We start from the raw sequence: 20,370 nt of genomic DNA on the forward strand, positions 1-20,370 counted from the left end.
TCATAAATGATTGGTGAAAGTATTTTATTCTACACATTTGCATTGACGCTTTTAGGATCTGCAAGCTGTGTAATCTTAGCCCGCAACCCTGTACATTCCGTCTTATTCCTAATTCTTGCCTTTATGAATGGGTCGGGATTGTTTTTACTTCTTAATGCAGAATTACTCGCCATGAGTCTTGCGATTGTGTATGTTGGTGCGGTTGCTGTTTTGTTCCTCTTTGTTGTTATGATGCTAGATGTTGACTTCACGACCTTACGCCAAGGCGCGAAACGTCATGCTTCCTTCTCGGTATTAATTGGGCTTATTCTTGGTGCAGAGTTATCAATGGTGGCCTATTTATGGAAACCAACGGGACACGCGACTCAAACAGTCAAAGTTGTAACCCAAAATATTACTAACACGCAAATGATTGGTTCTGTCCTGTACACAGATTATTTATTGCCCTTTCAAGTTTCAGGATTAATCTTGCTTGTGGCCATGATTGGTGCGATTACGCTCACCCTTCGCTTTAAACCTGAAACGCGTCGTCAGGATATCAACACCCAAATGCGTCGCACACCAGCAGACACCCTAACAATGAACACAGTTGAATCGGGTAAAGGAGTAAAAATCTAATGTTAGATCAAATCTTTACAATCACGCTGCATCATTATCTGATCTTATCCGGATTACTCTTTACAATCGGTGCAATGGGTATCTTTTTAAACCGGAAAAATATCATTTTGATGTTAATGTCAATTGAGTTAATCCTCTTGTCAGTCAATATCAATTTTGTTGCTTTTTCTAATTACTTGAATGATCTAGCAGGCCAAATCTTCACCATATTTGTCTTAACCGTCGCCGCCGCTGAAGCAGCCATTGGTCTTGCAATCCTTGTTGTTTTCTTCCGTAATAAGCAAACGATTCAGGTTGATGACGCAAGCGTGTTAAAGGGTTGAATCCTGTAAACTATAGTTATACCCCCCCCCCTATTCCTTGTTGGTTAATAAACTTAGATCACAATAAATTAGTAAAAAACATTATCGTTCAATCTAATAGGAAGAGTCAGTTTTTTTCAACCCACTCTCCTTGGGGATTTTTTTCATATTTTTGTTTTACGGCTGACCATGCCACTTTGTGAGCAACTTCTTCTTGACTCTCCGCTTCGTTCCTTCTTTGTTTTTTATCCTCATATTCTTTATAGGCATTATTGAAGGCTGATAAATAGATCTCCTGAGCATGAAGCGGCAAGACGTGGCGCACAGATTCAGGCAACTCTTTGGTATTATGATAGGGCATAAATATCTCCTTGGAAGTATAGTTATTCCAATCTTAAATTTGTTTGTAACTATAATTCGCACAATACTCTTGAAAAAGATAATTAGAACCGGAAAAAATAATTGGAAATAACTTTGCGTAGAGAGTCATCTAGTTTTATCAATCACAAAGTTTAATAGTGTGTGACGGTCCTGAACAGGAACGCCCCCCTCAATTGAAATTGTAATAGTCGAGAAGTACTGCGTAATAATACCAGGAGAGGTCAATAAAATTGAAACTATACCTTAACTTCCTCAATAGGAACGCCAGGAAGATGTTTTGATGTTCTGACAACCAATTTACTTTTGACATTACGAACATTCGGAAAGGATGTTAATTCATTTGATAGAAAACGTTGGTATTCATCCCAATTACGGGCAACAATCTTTAACAAAAAGTCTGCGTCACCAGCAACCATATGGCACTCACGAACCAAGGGCCACCCAGCAATTTGGGCCTCAAAGGCCCTTAAATCACTTTCATTTTGACTGTGCAAGCCCACTTGGGCAAAAACAGACACACCAAAGCCTAAAATAGAAGGGTTAACATCAGCATGGTAACCCTTGATAACCCCTAGTTCTTCTAAACTACGAACGCGACGAAGACAAGGTGGTGCAGAAATACCGGCACGACGAGCTAACTCCACATTTGTTAAGCGTCCATCTTCTTGAAGATCATTCAAAATTTGGAGATCAATTTCGTCTAAATTTGGCATAATAAAAATCTGCTACCCACTAAAAGAGTCATAACCTTTTATATTAATAGCATTATTAAGTAATTTTCGAAACGGATTTCTTTAAATTTTTTTTTTTATCTAAGCCAAGTGTTGCAGCCAAGACATATTAATACTTTACAAACCCTTTTGTTAACTCATGATTAACCAATGCTGGGCCACAATAAAATTATACAGACAATTAAATTCGGAGGAATCAATGGGAGCAAAAATCATGCTTGCCTATACGGCGATCATTAGCCTTGCAACAGCAACTAATTTTGAAAAACTAAGTGTCTCCCACACACAAGATTCCACCACCGTGACCCTACGTGCTCATATACCAACAGGATATCTCCAGCCGAGACTTATAAACTGCGTGAGTACGGGGACCAATTTAACGTGTGATTTAAAAGCACAAAAACCCGAAGCAGGGTTACCAAGCATGGGAAACCCTATTATTAGCCATGTTCTTGAAGCTAAATTACCGTATAAAACAGATATATGGTCAATAACAGTACAATATGATGGACAAAAATATAAAGCTTAGTCAACCGTTGATAATTCGCCTAAATAGCCAAAAGAAATTCCCTTTTTAATGCACCATGTTGAAAAGGGTATTGTCATCCAAGCATCCGGATCATTACGATAGTCATGAAAAAACTTCACAATATTATGGCGATCAACACTAAGTCTCAACTTCCATTCATGACCTTTTTTTACTTTTTTGCGTCCCAGATCAACCCCGCCAAGCAGTTTATGACGCTGTAAAATATCATCGACTGGTACTTTGGGGTTTTGAATAATATCAAACAATGTCATAAAAGTTGTCGTCCGACCTTTGCCGCCACGACATTTCATATGAATCCAAGCATCTTTTGGTAGATCCTTAACCCAGTCAACAAAATTATCAACATCTGTTGTTTGCGGTCTGAAATGATCGGTTACTGCCAATCGCTTATAGTTTGCCCCAAGACTTTTTACAGCCTCTTGCTCTCTCATCACAACGTTAACCGGCAGGATAAAAACTTGCTTAGATTCAGCGACACCCCTGTCAGATTTTGTGACCTTATAAATAAAGGCCATAGGAAACGCTCGAATTTGATTGACTCGCATCAACTCCGAATGAACAACATCTGTATCACTTTTATTCTGCTGATAGGACAAGGGGCCATAGTGCCAAGAAACCGCAGCATCATTAAAAAAACCATGGGGTTCTTCACGCAAATCTAAGACATAAATTTTATTAAAGGGAACCCTGTGACGTTTATGAATATGCTTAACCATTTCTTGCAATTCAGGCCAAGAGTACTGGGCGCTTCCTGAAATTGTCAATTGATTAAAACCAGCATTGTCAACGTCTTGTGATTTTGCCGGTTTATAAAAAATAGGACTTCTATAGTTTTTTGGAATTCCGGCAGGACGATCCGAGTCATAAACCATATCGTAAGGTGCCAAAACGTAGTCATCAATAACCCCACGCCCGATGTACCCTAGTAAGGATGACGGAGAGAAATTAACCTGACAATTCCCGTTTGTCACAAAGATTATAATCAGTAATAAATAACGCATAAGCAATAAGTCATAATATTATAATTGAGTCCAGTTTACCCCATAAATTATGGATAAAAAATTAATTATATATTCAATAGATTAGATTCAATTCCCCATTTAGCAAGAAAAAATACGGGAATTGTTAATATGGTCACCCACAAAAGTTTCTTTTTAACATTCGGATTAACAGGCGCACTCGTTGCCATTCCAATCTCAGTTTGTTCCGGAACACGGATCCCAATCGGTAGAATAATGAATAGCATCACCCACCAAATAACACTAAACGTAATAAACCCTGTATACAATCCCATGATATTTACCCCCGTTTCTTTAAAGGATATAAAAAAACGTCCGAAGATACGAGTATTTTATGCCACTAATCAGAAATAAACACTACAGATAAACTCAAATTCGAAGAAAGCCTTAGTTTTGCTTGATTGGAGGTCCACAATTTCCTCTGATTTCCAGGATCTTCCTGATCAAGAAACTCTTATTGCTTTCTTCGCAAACTGAGAGTTTCTAGCCGGTAATGACGGATCTTGCTGTCGACTTATAAAAAATCGGCTATAGATTTATCTACTTCTATGTCTTTTTAACCTTTTAGGGTTTGGCAATTTTCTTTTGATGTCCACAGCATGTCTAATGTTACCTTTAATTTTCTTCAATTGGAATGTAAGTATATCATGAGAACTTAGCTTAATTTCAGAAAGAACAAGATCCCATTCCCGCACATCAAAAGTGCTACAAAACTTGAGCAACGCTTTTAAATCGCTAGCATCAACGATATTCTTCGCTAAATTTAAATTTGCACTCAAATAGCCAAAAAACAATTTTACACTTTTCATGCTCCAGTGCTGAGTTACCTTGCATAGCATCGATAAATCTTCTACATTTCTAATTATGCTACTTACCACTTTATCCTGTAATAATAAAGATGCTAGATCTGGGTTCCAGCCTAAGCATAAAATGCTTTTTTGAACGTCCTCTACGAGCTGGTCTGCATATTGCTTTACTGTTTCCGGCGTCCCTAGCTCATCACGAAAATCAACCCAGAATAAATTTGTCCAAGATACCTTGATAAAGGACTCATATGGCAAAATCAAATCATGACGTCTCTTTATAACTTTTAGAATTTCCGAAACTATAAAATAATATCGTGCCGGTTTTATTATATGGTCCCTCATTAGTCTGACTGGTTCAGATACCTCACCAGTATAACGATCTAGATAATGTTGACCAATTACGCGTAAAGTATCATTGTTAGATTTGCACAAATATAAAGCTGCATACCATGTTTTGGGTGTTTCCCTTAACATGTCACCATCCAAAAATGCAAAAACCCATGGTACAATACAAACAGATTCATATTCAGATGGGCAACCAAATATTTTTTTTATGTTTTGTGAACTTACAAACAAATCACCCTCAGCCAAGGATAGCTGTTCGTGAAGGTAATTAAATAATATATCAATATTAATAATATCTGGATATTCAAGGACTGCAGATCTCAATCTTTGAGAAAAATTGGTATAGCTAAAATCAAATGAATAAAATAATAAGTGCGCAAAATCGTGCTTAAAAAACTTTGTGGCTGATACTTTTCCATGATCTCCTTCAATATTATCTTTTTCCAGGGGTAACCCCGCCAACCAAATATTATTTAGGGCCGCATAAAGAATTAGTCCTTTAGAAATTAGCCCTTTAGGTGTGGCTATTGCCAGGGGCAAAAACTGTTTTGTTTTACCTTGAGCTAACCTGCTGTACTCTATATAAAAAACCACTGAATTATATTTTATAGTTTGAGGATAGGTTACAAGCGATTGTAAATTATCTCGCTTCTTTAGCCATGTATAACATGATTCAATATATCCCCAAGCATCAGACAGATTTGCCTCCCACATTTGAGATTCCCTCAACGAGTCCGGCCCAAATAAAGGTCTCAACTCTAACTCTGAATGATCATACTCTGCAGATGGATCAAAGGATTTGAAATCAAGCCCTTCATAATCGGGATTTGCTTTAGAAACTCTCTCTCCAATAGTCTCATAGTATGCAGCGAGAACATCCCTAGTATCCAAATCTCTTTCAAGAATTCCGGCAATTTTCTGAACAACCAGAAAATCAGGATCATTTTGATCTACACCTAACTTTTGAGCTAATAAATCATTGGCAAAACAAAAACCTAAATCGGCGAAAGCCAAACAAATGAAGAACGTCTTAATCATTTAATCTCTAAACATTAAAAATACTTATATCAGAAATAGAATTCTCCCTCACCTTATTCAATACTTTTTTCTCTTGATTTATCATCGCTAATTCATACATAGTGTTTAGATGTATTAAGGAATAATAACAATGAAATTTCTCGACCAAGTTAAAATTTATGTAAAAGCTGGTAACGGTGGCAATGGCTGCTGCAGTTTTCGTCGTGAAAAATTCATTGAATATGGTGGACCTGATGGTGGTAATGGCGGTCGTGGCGGCAGTATTATCCTAGAGGCTGCAGATAACCTCAACACCCTTATTGATTATCGTTACCAACAACATTTCCGTGCCCAAGGGGGCCAAGGCGGATCCGGTCGTAACCGGACTGGTGCCGATGGCGAAGATACAATTCTTAAGGTTCCTGTTGGTACACAAATCCTAGATGATGATAAAGAAACACTTATTGCTGACTTAATTGAACCGGGACAGCGGTTTACTCTGGTTCGCGGTGGCGATGGTGGTTATGGTAATGCCCACTTTAAAACAGCAACAAACCAAGCTCCACGCAAAACAATTCCCGGTTGGGAAGGCCCTGAACTCTGGGTTTGGATGCGCTTAAAACTTATTGCAGATGCAGGGCTTGTTGGGTTGCCGAATGCCGGAAAGTCAACTTTTCTATCTTCAGTTTCACGAGCAAAAGCAAAAATCGCCGATTATCCGTTCACAACATTAGCTCCACAATTAGGGGTTGTCTATGTTCATGAAGAAGAATTTACTCTTGCTGATTTACCGGGCCTGATTGAAAATGCCCACCAAGGAGCAGGTCTTGGCACACGCTTTCTAGGGCACGTTGAACGGTGTGGTGTGATTCTCCACCTTATTGACGGAACCCAAGAAAATGTGGCCGAAGCCTATACAACTATTCGCCATGAACTTGAAGCCTATGGCTATGGCCTAGAAGATAAACCTGAAATTGTTGCCTTAAATAAGTGCGATGCTCTGACAGAAGACGATATCGCTGAAAAACTAGAACAACTTAAAAGCGTTGTTTCCCATCAAAATCTATACACAATTAGCGGTGCTTCCAAACAAGGAATTACCCCTGTATTGGCTAAAACACTTGATTACATTCATCAACACCGACGACGCGGCGACGCCGCTGTAATTGAAGATAAACCCTATCATCCATTAGGTTGAGCACATAGACTCAGACCCGTCACCGACGGGCTCTCCACTTAAATTTACGATTAAATCACAATAGGATTTTATGATGAAAAAACTACTAAGCATTGCTTGTACAGCATTGGCCGTCATTTCATGTAATGATGATACTAAAAAAACAGACTCTCAATTAACCGTTGGTGTATCAGCTGATTATCCACCCTTTGAATATTTCTCAAATGGAAAAATCGTTGGCTTTGACATTGAGCTTCTTGAAGAAATTGCCAAACGACTGCAATTAGCCATTGAGTTCAAAGACATGAATTTCGATGGTATTATTGCGGCCCTTCAATCGAAGAGAATTGATGCCGGCGTATCAGCTATTTCCGCAACAACAGAGCGTAAAAAGGCTGTGGATTTTAGTGATAATTATTTTGCCGGATCCATCGTAATGGTTTGTCAAAAAGATTCAGACATTAAACAAGCATCAGACTTATCAGGTAAAACTATCGGCCTTCAATCAGGATCAATATATGAACCTTATGCCAATTCGGACCTAAGTCAACAAGCGCCCAACTTGATTATAAAAACCTTACCAAAAGTACCAGATCTTATTCAAGATATGAAAAGTGGACGTTTATCTTGCCTAATTATGGGAAAAACCGAAGGCGATTTATTGGTCAAACAACAATCTGACTTCAAGGTTATCCCGCTTATTGGTTCTGAAATTGAAATTGCCATTGCCTTCCCCAAAGGATCAAACCTGCGCGATAAGATTAATACCGTCCTTAGCGACATGAAAAAAGATGGTTCTTTAGATCAATTAATTACAAAGTGGTTGAACTAAGATGCACTTAAATTTCGAGGCTATTCTGCCATCCTTACCAGTAATTCTTCAGGGATTATTGGTAACCCTTAAGTTTACAAGTTTATCCCTGTTATGTGGCCTGCCATTAGGGTTATTTCTAGCCTTAGCAAAACTAAGCAACAAAAATTGGTTACGTTGGCTTGCCAGCGCCTATACATCGGTTTTCCGTGGTACCCCCCTATTAGTTCAATTAGGTCTGATGTACTATGCAACACCCCAATTAACAGGCTATACAATATCAACATTCGAAGCAGGAATTTTAACTTTTGCTCTTAATTCAGCAGCCTATTCATCTGAAATTATCCGTGCAGGCATCCAATCTGTTGATCAAGGGCAGTGGGAAGCTGCACAAATGCTTGGTCTCAGCCGTACCCAGACCATCATTGGAATTATTATGCCACAAGCTATTCGGAATACGCTACCCGCATTAGTTAACGAGATGATTGATCTTTTAAAAGAGTCTACATTGGTCTCAACCATTGGCGAAGCTGACCTTTTAAGGCAAGCCCAAAAGGTGGCCAGTGAGAAATATTTATACTTTGAACCTTTAATCATTGCTGCGGCATGTTACTATGTAATTGTAATGATCATTGCTTTCGGGGCAAAACAACTCGAAAAGAGGCTTAGATATGCTTAAACTAAAAGAACTAACATTAACATCCAATGGCAATAAAATTCTTGATCAAATCACCTGCGAATTCAAAGCAGGTGAGATTACGGCTCTTCTCGGTCCATCTGGCAGCGGGAAAACATCCCTCATGCGCTGCATTGCACGTCTGGAACCCAGTGACCCTGGTGCAATTATCATGGACGATATTCCAATCCAAGCACTGAAACCAACGGATATTGGCATGGTTTTCCAACAGTTTCATCTGTTCCCACACCTGACTGTTCTGGAAAACCTATGCTATTCCCCAGAGCACCTTGGTTTAATGACAGACCAAACATGTAATCCAAAGGCAATAGAAATGTTACGCCGTTTTGGTCTTGAAGATAAAGCCAAGGTTCACCCCCACTTACTTTCAGGTGGTCAAAAACAACGGGTAGCGATCGCACGTGCATTGATGATGGAGCCAAAAATTCTGTTATTTGATGAACCTACTTCTGCCCTTGACCCCGAAATGGTTGACGACATAGCTGATTTGATTAATAGTTTACGAAGCCCTGATCGCATTATCATCATGGCAACGCACGAACTTAAGATCTGTAAAAAAATTGCAGACAGAGTCCTGTTCTTGGAACAAGGAAAGCTGATTGAGGATTCATCTGCCAAAGATTTCTTTGAATCTCCTAAGTCAGATCGAGCTCGCAGTTTCGTTGAACGCGTTGGATGATATTCCTTATAGTTGTATAGCATAACACCTCTTCCCAGAAAGGGAGAGGTACAATACAGGTTAGATATGAATTGCTTTGGCATAAGTTGCCATAGCCGCTTCTTTCAATGCTTCTGAATGGGTTGGGTGCGCATGACATGTCCGCGCAATATCTTCAGAAGATGCGCAGAATTCCATCGCCATAGCAGCCTCAGCAATCATATTTCCCGCTTGTTCACCAATAATATGAACACCCAAGACACGATCTGTTTTTGCATCTGCGATCACTTTGACAAAACCAATTGTATCTCCTGTCGATTTAGCACGACTATTTGCCAAAAACGGAAATTTACCAACTTTATAAGCATGACCATGCTCTTTGGCTTGTTCTTCTGTAATTCCGACGCTTGCAACCTCTGGTTGAGTATAAACCACCGCAGGAATAACGTCATAATTAACGTGCCCTGATTGACCGGCAAGAAATTCTGCCACTGCCACACCTTCTTCTTCGGCTTTGTGTGCTAACATTGGCCCTGGGATCACATCGCCAATTGCAAAGATATGAGGATGCTTTGTTTGAAGATGGTTGTTAACCTGAATAAAGCCTCGTTGATCTGTTTCAATTCCCACATTTTCAAGGCCAAGATCATGTGTGTTTGGTTTACGACCAGCTGCAACCAAAACCTTGTCACAGGTGATAATTTCCGGCATATCTTCCCCCCTAGATGCAGCTGGAATAACGTGCAACGCGAGTTCTTTACCCTGTTTGACAACATTAACAACTTTACGACCAAGACGGAAAACCATACCTTGAGATTCCAAAGACTTATGAAATGCCTTTGCAACTTCCTGATCCATCATCGGGACAATACGATCAGCATACTCAACAACGGTAACAGCAGTACCAAGACGACGCCAGACAGACCCGAGTTCCAAACCAATATACCCCGCCCCAATAACAACCAAATGTTTTGGTTCTTTGGAAAATTCTAATGCGCCTGTCGAGGATACAATCTGTTCTTCATCAATTTCAATGCCGGGTAATGGTGACGAGACCGATCCCGTTGCAATCAAAATATTCTTAGCTGTTAGTAAACCATGCCCATCAACATGCACTTCATGGGCAGACTGGATTTTTGCATGACCATTAATAAACGTGACACCGTTCTTCTTAAAAAGAAAACCAATCCCCTTAGTCAATTCAGTCACAACATTTTCTTTACGCAACATCATCTTCTTGACATCAATTTTGACATCCGCCGTAATCCCATGATTTTGAAAATGTTCTTGGGCTTCGTGAAATTTATGGGAAGATGTCAGCAATGCTTTTGATGGAATACACCCGACATTCAAGCAAGTCCCACCGGCAACTTCTCTTTTATCAACACAAGCAACTTTCAATCCCAATTGTGCAGCTTTAATCGCAGCTACATATCCACCAGGACCGGCACCAATCACAACTAAATCATATTCATGAGACATTTTTTACCCTTTTATCATTCACATTAAAGATTCTAAATCGACCTCTCCCTCATGGGGAGAAGTGGAAATTTACTACATATCCAGTAATAAGCGCTCTGGATTTTCGATACTCTCTTTGATGCGAACTAGGAAAGTTACCGCTTCTTTTCCGTCAATCAGACGATGATCATAAGACAAGGCAATATACATCATCGGTCGAATAACAACTTGTCCGTTGATTGCAACTGGACGCTCTTGTGTCTTATGCATCCCGAGAATCCCTGTTTGGGGTGAGTTAAGAATTGGTGTAGACATCAACGATCCAAAAATCCCGCCATTAGATACCGTAAACGTACCACCTGTCATCTCATCGATACTCAGCTTACCATCACGAGCCCGACCACCAAGACGCGCAATTTCTTTCTCAACTTCGGCAAAACTCATAGCATCTGCATCACGAACCACTGGAACAACGAGGCCTTGAGGGGCAGAAACAGCAACGCCAATATCATAATAATTTTTATAGATAATTTCGTCGCCATTGATTTCTGCATTGACTTCAGGGATTTCTTTAAGCGCTTGGATTGCAGCCTTAACGAAGAAAGACATAAAGCCAAGCTTAACACCATGTTTCTTTTCAAAAGATTCTTTATAACGATTACGCATTTCCATGACGTTGGTCATGTCAACTTCGTTAAATGTTGTTAGAATCGCTGCGGTATTTTGCGCCCCTTTAAGACGTTCTGCAATGCGCTGGCGCAAACGTGTCATCTTAACGCGCTCTTCCCGTACTTCGACTGTACGTGCTGGCGTCGCTGCTACAGGATTTTCCATATAGTTGATGACATCACCCTTTGTGACACGTCCATCTTTACCAGAAGAGGCAACAGCTGCAACATTGATGTTATTTTCTTCTGCCATCTTACGAACCGCAGGACCATGCTGAACACCGACATCAACATGTTTTTCCTCAGCAGCTTTTATTTCTTCTTGGATTTCTTCTTTAATTTCCTCAACGATTGCCTCAACCGTGGCTTCGCCACCGACCTCAACAAGCCCCAAGATTTGACCAACTTCGACATTGGTCCCCTCTGGATGGTGGATTTTAGACAACACACCAGATGCAGGGGAAGTAACCTCCAGGGTGACCTTATCTGTCTCTAACTCAACAAGGATTTCGTCCGCAACAACAGCTTGACCTTCCTTTTTAATCCAACGAGCAACAGTTCCCTCGCTAACAGACTCACCCAATGGCGGAACTTTAATCTCTTTATGTTCGGACATTCCCTCTACTCCTACTTAAATAACTTCTTTTAGTTTAGCTGACAGACCTAATGCTTGATGGACCAAGGCCTTTTGTTCAAATTCGTGACGTGCTGCATTCCCGGTAGCAGGTGATGCCGCCTCAGCACGTCCTGCATAACGAACCCGCGGTGACCTTGCGTTTAACCCCTCTAGGATTTTTTCTAATTTACGATCTAGGAACATCCATGCTCCCATGTTTTCCGGTTCCTCTTGGCACCAGATGAATTCTGCACGCCCAGCATAAGGTTTTAGAACATCAGATAGATACTTTTCTGGCAACGGATAGTATTGTTCCAGTCGAACAATTGCTACATCTTCTAATCCTTGCGCTTCTCGTTCTTGCAACAACTCGTAATAGACCTTACCACTGCATAGAACAACACGGTTGACCTTATCTTTTTTCACATCACTATCGTCAATAACCGGTTTAAACGTTGTTCCCTCAAACATATCTTCAATCTTTGAAACCGCTAGTTTGTGGCGAAGCAGCGTCTTTGGTGCTACAACGATTAAGGGCTTGCGGGTCTCCCCTAATACTTGGCGACGCAACGCGTGAAAGTAATTTGCAGGTGTTGTACAATTGATGACGCGCATATTGCCCTCACCACATAATTGTAGGTAACGCTCAACGCGACAAGACGAATGTTCCGGCCCCTGCCCTTCATAACCATGTGGCAGCAACATAACCAAGCCAGACAAACGTTGCCACTTATGTTCAGCTGCGGAAATAAATTGGTCGATAATAACCTGAGCCCCATTAGCAAAATCACCAAACTGAGCTTCCCAAAGAACCAACGCATGTGGATCAGCAAGACTATATCCGTATTCGAACCCAAGAACAGATGCCTCGGCCAATGGACTGTCAATCACATCAAATTTTGCTTGAGATTCGGACAGATGGTTCAATGCAACATATTTACGTTCTGTATTTTGATCTGTCCAAACGGCGTGGCGGTGCGAAAATGTCCCACGACCAACATCTTGTCCACTGAGGCGAACTTTTTTACCTTCCAGCAATAGCGTCCCGAAAGCCAGAGCTTCACCCGTGCCCCAATCAATATTTTCGCCTGACTCAAGCGCTTCCTGTTTAGGTTTTAAAACGCGTTGTAACCGAGAATTAATTATCAAACCATCAGGAACAAGCGTTAATTTTTCAGCAACACGCTCAAGATTTTCAACACTTGCTCCTGTTGATGGCGTCATATCACTCTCAGGCGTTACAAGTCGCGGTGATTTAATCCCAACCCAAGCGCCATCCAACCATTGTGGCTTAGAAATCAAGGCTTTTGTCTTATGCTCATCTAATGACTCTAACGTTTCACGAAGTTGATTCTCATAATGATCAACATGTTCCGTGACCTGACTGTCAGTCAGCACACCCGATTTTACTAAGTGTTGGGAATACAACTTAAAGGTTGACGGATGTTCAGCAATACGACGATACATAATCGGTTGCGTAAAACTTGGCTCATCAATTTCATTATGACCATGACGACGGTAACAAATAAGATCCAAAACCACATCAACAGAAAACTGACGATGAAAATCCACAGCAAGGCGCATTGCCCAAACAACTGATTCCGGATCATCCGCATTCACATGTAAAATCGGCGCTTGCACTGCCTTAGCAATATCAGAACTGTATGGTGAGCACCTTGAATGAGGGGGACTCGTTGTGAAACCAATCTGGTTATTAATAATGATATGAATCGTACCACCAGTTGTATAACCCTTTAACCCGGATAGATCCAGAGTCTCTGCAACCAAACCTTGACCTGCAAAAGCAGCATCACCGTGCATCAACACAGCAACTGTACGACGACGTTCTGTGTCACCGTGGGTATCTTGTTCAGCACGAACCTTTCCTAAGACAACAGGATCGACAGCTTCCAAGTGTGAGGGGTTAGGCATCAACGACAAGTGCATATCGCGGCCACGAACCTGACGCTTAATGGAATACCCTAAGTGATACTTAACATCACCGGACCCTTGGAATGACTCGGGGTCCACATCACCGCCTTGGAAATGCGCAAAGATTTCTTCGTTCGGTTTTTTCAAGATGTTCGACAAAACATTCAAACGACCGCGGTGTGCCGTACCGATCACAATTTTCTCAACGCCCTCATCAGCCAAGCGATCGACCATAGCTGCCATAGCCGGGATTAGGCTTTCACCACCTTCGAGACCGAAACGCTTTACCCCCGGGTATTTGACTTGCAAGAATCGTTCAAAAGAATCGCCAGAAATAAGATTTTTTAAGATCTCAATACGATCGGCATTATCCACGCGCAAGTGTGGCGGCGTATTTTCAACGCGTTCTTGAATCCAACTTTTTTGATCAGGTTCTTGGATATGCATAAATTCGACGCCAACAGTACCACAGTACACAGCGCGTAGTTTGTCATAGATTTCCTGTAATGTTGGATTATCCATCCCTAAAACTTTGTCAACAAACACATGCCGAGACATATCTGCAGGTGTAAAGCCATAACTTTGTGGTAATAATTCAGAATGATCGGCTCGGTTATCAAGCCCCAAAGGATCCAGCTTTGCCATTAAATGACCACGTACACGGAAAGAGCGAATCAACATCAAAGCCCGAATAGAATCACGCACAACTTCAGGTGTTATTGAAACAGTGCCTACAGCAGATGCACGGGCTGCTTTGGACTTGCTCCATTGTGGGGGGCGATCATCCTGAATTAAACCTTGGCGCAATGCCGGATCAAGTGTGTCAAAAAACTCACGCCAGCTCGCATCCACAGAAGCTGGATCATTAGCATAAGCTTGGAATAACTCCAAGATATATGGGGCATTTCCCCCACTTAAAAAGCTTTCTGGATCGATTGTACGCATCGTCATGATTCCTGTTTGGATTGAGTTAGTTGTTCTATAGCGATATTTTCTTTTTCTCTGCGATAGTCTGGCATGATTTTCTCAAGCGGCGACATTCCTTTGCGACGCTCGATATTTTCCCAGACAAATTTGGCTAGGATCGGTACAGAATCCGATGAAATAAGATCCTCATCCGCCATTATTTGAAAGGCCTTTTTAACATCGTCTTCTGACTTGAATTGAATATTTTGTTTTTTCTTAAGATTGAAAATAATATTCCTTGCCCAGTAATAGTAAGCATAGTTTGGCTTATCACCATCTTTAAAGGATTTCCAAACTCGTAAAGAATCATCATGTATTTTCTTAGATCTCAATGCAGATGCTTTGACTGCCATATCGATATCGGATTTTGTCAGCGTTTTGCCACTTGATGGAGACGGGGAACTTTCTGCATAAACAGAATTAACTGCTAAACAAGTAACAGCAATATACATAAATGTTAAAATTCCCCTGCCCCTCATTAGATCAATCCCTTATTATTATCCGTTCGCAGCCTGTGATAAATTGGGTGCTTTGCCGTTCTTCATGGCATTAAGCATTGTTTCCCCCAAAGTTGCAGGTGAATCAGCCACATCAACACCAACACGACGAAGTGCTTCCATTTTCTCAGCAGCACTTGCACCCGCACCGGCAATAATAGCACCAGCATGGCCCATACGACGCCCCGGAGGTGCAGTTACACCCGCAATAAAAGCAACAACTGGTTTATAACGACCCTTTGCATATTGATGAGCAATATATTCAGCCGCAGCCTGTTCGTCATTTCCACCAATTTCACCGATAAACAAGATTCCTTCTGTTTGTTTATCATCCCAAAACATCTCAAGAACGTCAGTAAAGTTCATCCCGCGCACAGGATCACCACCAATACCAACGCATGTGGATTGGCCAAGACCAACTGCTGTTGTCTGAGCAACAGCCTCGTACGTCAACGTTCCTGATCGGGAAACAATGCCTATTTTTCCAGCCTGATGAATAAAACCGGGCATAATACCAATCTTACATTGATCCGGTGTAATAACACCCGGGCAATTTGGACCAATTAGCTTAACATTTGTCCCTGATAAAGATCGCTTTACCTTGACCATATCGAGAACAGGAATTCCTTCAGTGATACAGACAATTAATTCAATGCCTGCGTCAGCTGCTTCCATAATAGAATCCGCAGCATAGGCTGCCGGTACGTAAATAACAGACGCATTTGCGCCTGTGGTTTTAACCGCATCACCAACTGTATTGAATACAGGCAACCCAAGATGCTCTGTCCCACCTTTACCGGGTGTCACACCACCTACCATCTTAGTTCCATAAGCAATTGCTTGCTCTGAGTGGAACGTACCGTTCTTTCCCGTAAACCCCTGACAAATAACTTTGGTATTTTTGTCGACTAGAATAGACATTACGCAGCCTCCTTGGATGCTGAAACAACCTTTGCGGCTGCCTGTGTTAGATCGCCTTCTGAAATGATTTTAAGCCCTGATTCATCAAGAATCTTACGCCCTTGATCCATATTTGTTCCGCGCAGACGAACAACCATCGGAACATTAAGTTGAATTTCTTTGGCTGCCGCGACAATACCTTCAGCGATCACATCACAACGCATGATGCCACCAAAAATATTAACAAGAACAGCATTAACGTTCTTGTCTGCTAAGATCAACTTAAATGCTTCGGCAACACGCTCTTTAGTTGCACCACCCCCAACATCCAAAAAGTTAGCAGGTTCCCCGCCGTGCAACTTAATAATATCCATGGTTGCCATAGCCAAACCCGCACCGTTGACCATACAACCAATCGTGCCATCTAACTTAACATAGTTCAGTTCATGTTTATGAGCTTCGGTTTCTGCCGGATCTTCTTCAGCCAAATCACGCAAGGCTTCGATTTCAGGATGGCGGTAAAGCGCATTATCATCAAACCCGACTTTGGCATCCAAAACAATCAGTGTTCCTTGTTTTGTCACAACAAGCGGATTGATTTCAATCTGCGTGCAATCAAGTTCAACATAGGCCTTAACTAAGGATTCTGTCAGTTTAACCATCTGCTTGTTAGTCTCACCCTCTAGCCCCAAGGCATACGCTAATTTGCGACCATGGAATGCCTGGTAACCCGCTGCCGGGTCAATAGAAAACTGAACGATTTTTTCAGGAGTTTTCTCAGCCACTTCCTCGATATCCATACCGCCGGCCTGAGATGCGATGATCGCTACCCGTCCGGTGTTACGATCAAGAACAAGACTGACATACAATTCACGATCAATATCACAACCAGATTCGATATATAGACGACGCACAACCTGACCTTTTGGACCTGTTTGATGCGTCACAAGAGTTGACCCAATCAACTTTGTTGCAGCTGTTGTCACCTCATCAATACTACGGCACAGAATAACACCACCAGCTTTACCACGACCTCCAGCATGAATTTGAGCTTTGACAACCCAAAGTGGCCCGCCCAGCTCTTGGGCAGCTTTGGTTGCTTCAGCTGCACTAAATGCGACCTTACCAGCCGAAACTGGAGCACCATATTTCTTCAGAACTTCTTTGGCTTGATATTCATGAATATTCATAACCTATACTTCCTTTAGCTTGCTTGAGATGTAATTTTTTGCACATCAGAGACGAGAGTTCTAACCGCAGTCACAGATTTAGTAAACCCGTCTTTTTCTTCGGGGGTTAACTCTAACTCAACAACTTTTTCAACACCATTCTGGCCAATCACTACAGGAACACCAACGTATAAATCTTTAACCCCATACTCCCCTGTCAACCAAGCAGCACATGGCAGAATACGTTTTTGATCATGAAGGTAAGATTCAGCCATCGCAATGGCTGATGCTGCCGGCGCATAAAAAGCAGAGCCCGTCTTAAGAAGATTCACGATTTCAGCCCCGCCATTACGAGTACGGTCAACGATTTCATCAACTTTAGCCTGAGAAATCGCCCCCCGTTCAACCCATGTAGTCAATGGAATTCCAGAAATCGTTGTATAGCGTGGCAACGGTACCATGGTGTCGCCATGTCCACCCAACACAAACGCTTGGATATCATGAGACGAAACACCCATAGCTTCGGAAATAAAGTGTTTGTAACGACCGCTATCTAAAATTCCCGCCATTCCCACAACTTTATTATGAGGCAAGCCAGATTCTTCACGCATAACCCAAACCATCACATCCAAAGGATTAGTCACTACAATAACAAAAGCGTTGGGGCAGTACTTTTTAATATTTGTTGCAACTGTACGAATAACACCGGAATTAATCAACAACAAGTCATCGCGACTCATACCCGGCTTACGAGCCACACCTGCTGTTACAATCACAACATCAGCATCTTTCATGGATGAATAGTCATTACTTCCCTCGATCCGAGCATCAATGCCATCGACAGCCATCGCCTGTGATAAATCAAGTGCTTTACCTTGAGGAATTCCTTCGGCAATGTCAATCAAGACAACATCACCTAATCCTTTAAACGCAGCTAAATGTGCCAACGTTCCACCAATGTTTCCGCTGCCAACTAGGGCTATTTTTTTACGTGACATGATTTGCCTTTCTTTCCTATTAAGCGATAATTACCGAGTCTGCCTTAGCATACCCATTTTTTAAGAACTGTGCCCCTGCTTGAAGTCCTTGCATATCAATGCTATGCCCAATACCTGAGCAGGTTAAACTTTCCGGGACCACATTATAATGACATAAATTCTTTAATGCTTCGTTAAATGCCATATAGGGAACAACCATATCCATATCCCCATGAATTAACATGACATTTGGTTTTGGATCTGCAAGGGTCTTTGCAACTGGCGGATAAAACGCTCCTGAATAACCCAATACATTTCTGACGCCATGCAAATGAAACATTAAATCAAGGGATAGCATTGTACCTTGTGAGAAACCAACTAGCGACAATGCTTCAAGTGGTAAAGATCTTTCCTGTAATTGGGCCTTAATCCACTTAGCAACAAGCGGAGTTACGCGGTCAAGACCAGCCCGTATATTAAAGGGAGTATAATCTTTGAGACCAAACCATTGGTAACCAATCCCAATCTCACAGGGTTCAATACCATTCGGCGCAATAAATTCGGCATCCGGCATACCTTCTGACCAATAATGGCCAAGGTCGATAAGATTTTCGCCATCCGCACCATATCCATGCAGAATAACAACAAGTTGCTTTGGCTGACCGCCATTTTTTGGCGGAATACTGGGACCCGATAACACTTAAGAAAATCCATTTAAAATCCAAGTTATCCTTACTTTACCTCTTTCATCAAACAGCTTCAACTTTATTGTGAATGCTTAGCGAGAAAAATATTTGAATATACCCTAGCCAATCGCTATCTTAAATATAATGTAATTTAACCTAGGCTTTATCATGTCTATTCAATTTTTCTCTTCATTATCTAACACAGCAAAATTAACAGCAAAAAAACTCAACGATATAAATGTCTTACGTGACACCCTCCCTCTATTCAATCATGTTCGCCATTTTAAAATTGATGAGCAGCTCTTAACATATTCAAAAAAACTAAAGTCTTTTAAAGACATTATTGTCTTGGGTACAGGCGGTTCAAGTCTTGGCGGAAAGTCCCTGTGCGAATTTGCAGCAAGCTCAGCACCAACGATGCACTTTTGCGACAACATTGACCCAAAAACATTCAAGAAACTCTTTGCAAAAATAACCCCCAAAACAACAGGGGTAATTGTCATTTCCAAATCAGGCAGCACAGCTGAAACACTCATGCAATTTATGGTATGCTTAGACCATTGGGAAAAGAATAACCTTGAGGTTGCGAATCATTTTATCGCAATCACAGAACCCACCAACAATATGCTGGGACAGTTAGCAAAAAAATACCATATTCTATGCCTAGATCACGCAACAGATATTGGCGGTCGTTTTGCTGTATTCACAAATGTCGGAATTCTTCCCGCACTTGTTTCCGGTGTTAATGTTGACAAGTTTATCAAAGGGGCTAAAAGCTGCCTCCATAAACTAGACGACAATATTCCGTCCAATCCGGCCGTCGAAGGCGCCCTAATTCAATACGAACTTCTCAACAACAATAAAACTGTGTCCGTGCTTATGCCTTATATTGACCAGCTCAACACATTTGCATTGTGGTATCGCCAGCTTTGGGCTGAAAGCCTTGGAAAAGATGGTAAAGGAACAACCCCTATCGCAGCCCTTGGAACAGTTGATCAACACTCTCAACTTCAACTCTTCCTAGACGGACCAAAAGATAAATTCTTTACAGTTATCACAACATCTTATGATACAAGTGATGATTTTAAAGTTAATCACGACATAGCCGGCCTTGAGTTATACCAAAATCATACCATGGGGGAGCTCATGGAAGCAGAGCAACAAGCAACAATTGACACCCTTAAAAACAATAACTGTCCAGTTCGCCATATTCATCTTGATATCGTCGACGAATATGCGTTGGGTTATATGATGATGCACTACGTCATTGAAACTCTAGCCATGGCAAGCATCCTTGGGGTAAACGCTTTTGACCAACCCGCTGTCGAGGAAGGCAAGGTCTTAACACGTCAATACTTGGCCGCATAAATAAAAATAAACCGTATA

General features: G+C 41.4%; 21 protein-coding genes. 8 read left to right on the forward strand and 13 right to left on the reverse strand.

Features of this window, described 5'->3' with window-relative positions; translation table 11 throughout:
- Nucleotides 1–6 precede the first annotated feature (6 nt).
- The gene (locus KF820_00075) at nucleotides 7–618 is read left to right on the forward strand and encodes an NADH-quinone oxidoreductase subunit J (GenBank protein ID MBX3456744.1); all 612 of its coding nucleotides are present in this window, start codon (nucleotides 7–9) and stop codon (nucleotides 616–618) included.
- Nucleotides 618–941: an NADH-quinone oxidoreductase subunit NuoK gene (nuoK, locus tag KF820_00080; GenBank protein ID MBX3456745.1), complete on the forward strand. Its 324-nt coding sequence runs from the start codon at nucleotides 618–620 to the stop codon at nucleotides 939–941. The genes KF820_00075 and nuoK overlap by 1 nt, the downstream gene beginning before the upstream one ends.
- 106 nt (nucleotides 942–1,047) lie before the next feature.
- Here nuoK and KF820_00085 read toward each other — a convergent pair whose 3' ends face one another.
- Both KF820_00085 and KF820_00090 read right to left on the reverse strand, forming a co-directional pair.
- Nucleotides 1,048–1,281 (reverse strand): ChaB family protein, encoded by a 234-nt coding sequence (locus KF820_00085; protein ID MBX3456746.1) that lies wholly within the window; start codon nucleotides 1,279–1,281, stop codon nucleotides 1,048–1,050.
- Nucleotides 1,282–1,537: 256 nt separating this feature from the next.
- Nucleotides 1,538–2,014: an Lrp/AsnC family transcriptional regulator gene (locus KF820_00090; GenBank protein MBX3456747.1), complete on the reverse strand. Its 477-nt coding sequence runs from the start codon at nucleotides 2,012–2,014 to the stop codon at nucleotides 1,538–1,540.
- A 217-nt stretch (nucleotides 2,015–2,231) separates the two neighbouring features.
- Here KF820_00090 and KF820_00095 point away from each other — a divergent pair, with 217 nt between their 5' ends.
- The gene (locus KF820_00095) at nucleotides 2,232–2,561 is read left to right on the forward strand and encodes a hypothetical protein (protein ID MBX3456748.1); all 330 of its coding nucleotides are present in this window, start codon (nucleotides 2,232–2,234) and stop codon (nucleotides 2,559–2,561) included.
- Here KF820_00095 and KF820_00100 read toward each other — a convergent pair.
- The 3 genes from KF820_00100 to KF820_00110 form a co-directional block, all read right to left on the reverse strand.
- Nucleotides 2,558–3,583: a hypothetical protein gene (locus KF820_00100; GenBank protein MBX3456749.1), complete on the reverse strand. Its 1,026-nt coding sequence runs from the start codon at nucleotides 3,581–3,583 to the stop codon at nucleotides 2,558–2,560. The genes KF820_00095 and KF820_00100 overlap by 4 nt on opposite strands.
- A gap of 65 nt (nucleotides 3,584–3,648) precedes the next feature.
- Nucleotides 3,649–3,876 (reverse strand): DUF1467 family protein, encoded by a 228-nt coding sequence (locus KF820_00105; GenBank protein MBX3456750.1) that lies wholly within the window; start codon nucleotides 3,874–3,876, stop codon nucleotides 3,649–3,651.
- Nucleotides 3,877–4,137: 261 nt separating this feature from the next.
- On the reverse strand, nucleotides 4,138–5,790 hold the full coding sequence (locus KF820_00110; GenBank protein MBX3456751.1) for a hypothetical protein: 1,653 nt from the start codon (nucleotides 5,788–5,790) through the stop codon (nucleotides 4,138–4,140).
- 130 nt (nucleotides 5,791–5,920) lie between these two features.
- On the opposite strand from KF820_00110, the gene obgE reads away from it, so the two are divergent.
- The 4 genes from obgE to KF820_00130 all read left to right on the forward strand — a co-directional run bounded on the left by obgE (nucleotide 5,921) and on the right by KF820_00130 (nucleotide 9,133).
- Nucleotides 5,921–6,967, forward strand: coding sequence for a GTPase ObgE (gene obgE, locus KF820_00115; GenBank protein ID MBX3456752.1), 1,047 nt, complete (start codon nucleotides 5,921–5,923; stop codon nucleotides 6,965–6,967).
- A gap of 73 nt (nucleotides 6,968–7,040) precedes the next feature.
- The gene (locus tag KF820_00120) at nucleotides 7,041–7,778 is read left to right on the forward strand and encodes an amino acid ABC transporter substrate-binding protein (GenBank protein MBX3456753.1); all 738 of its coding nucleotides are present in this window, start codon (nucleotides 7,041–7,043) and stop codon (nucleotides 7,776–7,778) included.
- Nucleotide 7,779: 1 nt separating this feature from the next.
- Complete coding sequence (locus KF820_00125) at nucleotides 7,780–8,436, forward strand: amino acid ABC transporter permease (GenBank protein ID MBX3456754.1); 657 nt, start codon at nucleotides 7,780–7,782, stop codon at nucleotides 8,434–8,436.
- Nucleotides 8,429–9,133 carry an amino acid ABC transporter ATP-binding protein gene (locus KF820_00130; GenBank protein ID MBX3456755.1) on the forward strand — a complete coding sequence of 235 codons (705 nt, stop codon included), beginning with the start codon at nucleotides 8,429–8,431 and terminating at the stop codon, nucleotides 9,131–9,133. The genes KF820_00125 and KF820_00130 overlap by 8 nt, the downstream gene beginning before the upstream one ends.
- A gap of 60 nt (nucleotides 9,134–9,193) precedes the next feature.
- Here KF820_00130 and lpdA read toward each other — a convergent pair whose 3' ends face one another.
- From lpdA to KF820_00170, 8 genes are all read right to left on the reverse strand, one after another.
- Nucleotides 9,194–10,594, reverse strand: coding sequence for a dihydrolipoyl dehydrogenase (gene lpdA / locus KF820_00135; GenBank protein ID MBX3456756.1), 1,401 nt, complete (start codon nucleotides 10,592–10,594; stop codon nucleotides 9,194–9,196).
- A 72-nt stretch (nucleotides 10,595–10,666) separates the two neighbouring features.
- Nucleotides 10,667–11,857, reverse strand: coding sequence for a 2-oxoglutarate dehydrogenase complex dihydrolipoyllysine-residue succinyltransferase (gene odhB / locus KF820_00140; GenBank protein MBX3456757.1), 1,191 nt, complete (start codon nucleotides 11,855–11,857; stop codon nucleotides 10,667–10,669).
- A 15-nt stretch (nucleotides 11,858–11,872) separates the two neighbouring features.
- The gene (locus KF820_00145) at nucleotides 11,873–14,740 is read right to left on the reverse strand and encodes a 2-oxoglutarate dehydrogenase E1 component (protein ID MBX3456758.1); all 2,868 of its coding nucleotides are present in this window, start codon (nucleotides 14,738–14,740) and stop codon (nucleotides 11,873–11,875) included.
- Nucleotides 14,737–15,234, reverse strand: a complete 498-nt coding sequence (locus KF820_00150; GenBank protein ID MBX3456759.1) for a hypothetical protein — start codon at nucleotides 15,232–15,234, stop codon at nucleotides 14,737–14,739. The genes KF820_00145 and KF820_00150 overlap by 4 nt, the downstream gene beginning before the upstream one ends.
- Before the next feature lie 18 nt (nucleotides 15,235–15,252).
- Complete coding sequence (gene sucD, locus KF820_00155) at nucleotides 15,253–16,173, reverse strand: succinate--CoA ligase subunit alpha (GenBank protein MBX3456760.1); 921 nt, start codon at nucleotides 16,171–16,173, stop codon at nucleotides 15,253–15,255.
- A complete protein-coding gene (gene sucC / locus KF820_00160; protein MBX3456761.1) occupies nucleotides 16,173–17,342 on the reverse strand; it encodes an ADP-forming succinate--CoA ligase subunit beta in 1,170 nt (389 codons plus the stop codon). Before sucC ends, sucD begins: the two co-directional genes overlap by 1 nt.
- A gap of 14 nt (nucleotides 17,343–17,356) precedes the next feature.
- Nucleotides 17,357–18,319: a malate dehydrogenase gene (gene mdh, locus KF820_00165; GenBank protein MBX3456762.1), complete on the reverse strand. Its 963-nt coding sequence runs from the start codon at nucleotides 18,317–18,319 to the stop codon at nucleotides 17,357–17,359.
- A gap of 19 nt (nucleotides 18,320–18,338) precedes the next feature.
- Nucleotides 18,339–18,998 carry a hypothetical protein gene (locus KF820_00170; GenBank protein MBX3456763.1) on the reverse strand — a complete coding sequence of 220 codons (660 nt, stop codon included), beginning with the start codon at nucleotides 18,996–18,998 and terminating at the stop codon, nucleotides 18,339–18,341.
- 154 nt (nucleotides 18,999–19,152) lie between these two features.
- Here KF820_00170 and KF820_00175 point away from each other — a divergent pair, with 154 nt between their 5' ends.
- On the forward strand, nucleotides 19,153–20,352 hold the full coding sequence (locus tag KF820_00175) for a hypothetical protein (GenBank protein MBX3456764.1): 1,200 nt from the start codon (nucleotides 19,153–19,155) through the stop codon (nucleotides 20,350–20,352).
- Nucleotides 20,353–20,370 lie beyond the last annotated feature (18 nt).

It is taken from the genome of Candidatus Paracaedibacteraceae bacterium, from assembly GCA_019636055.1.
Classification (GTDB): domain Bacteria; phylum Pseudomonadota; class Alphaproteobacteria; order Paracaedibacterales; family Paracaedibacteraceae; genus Paracaedibacter.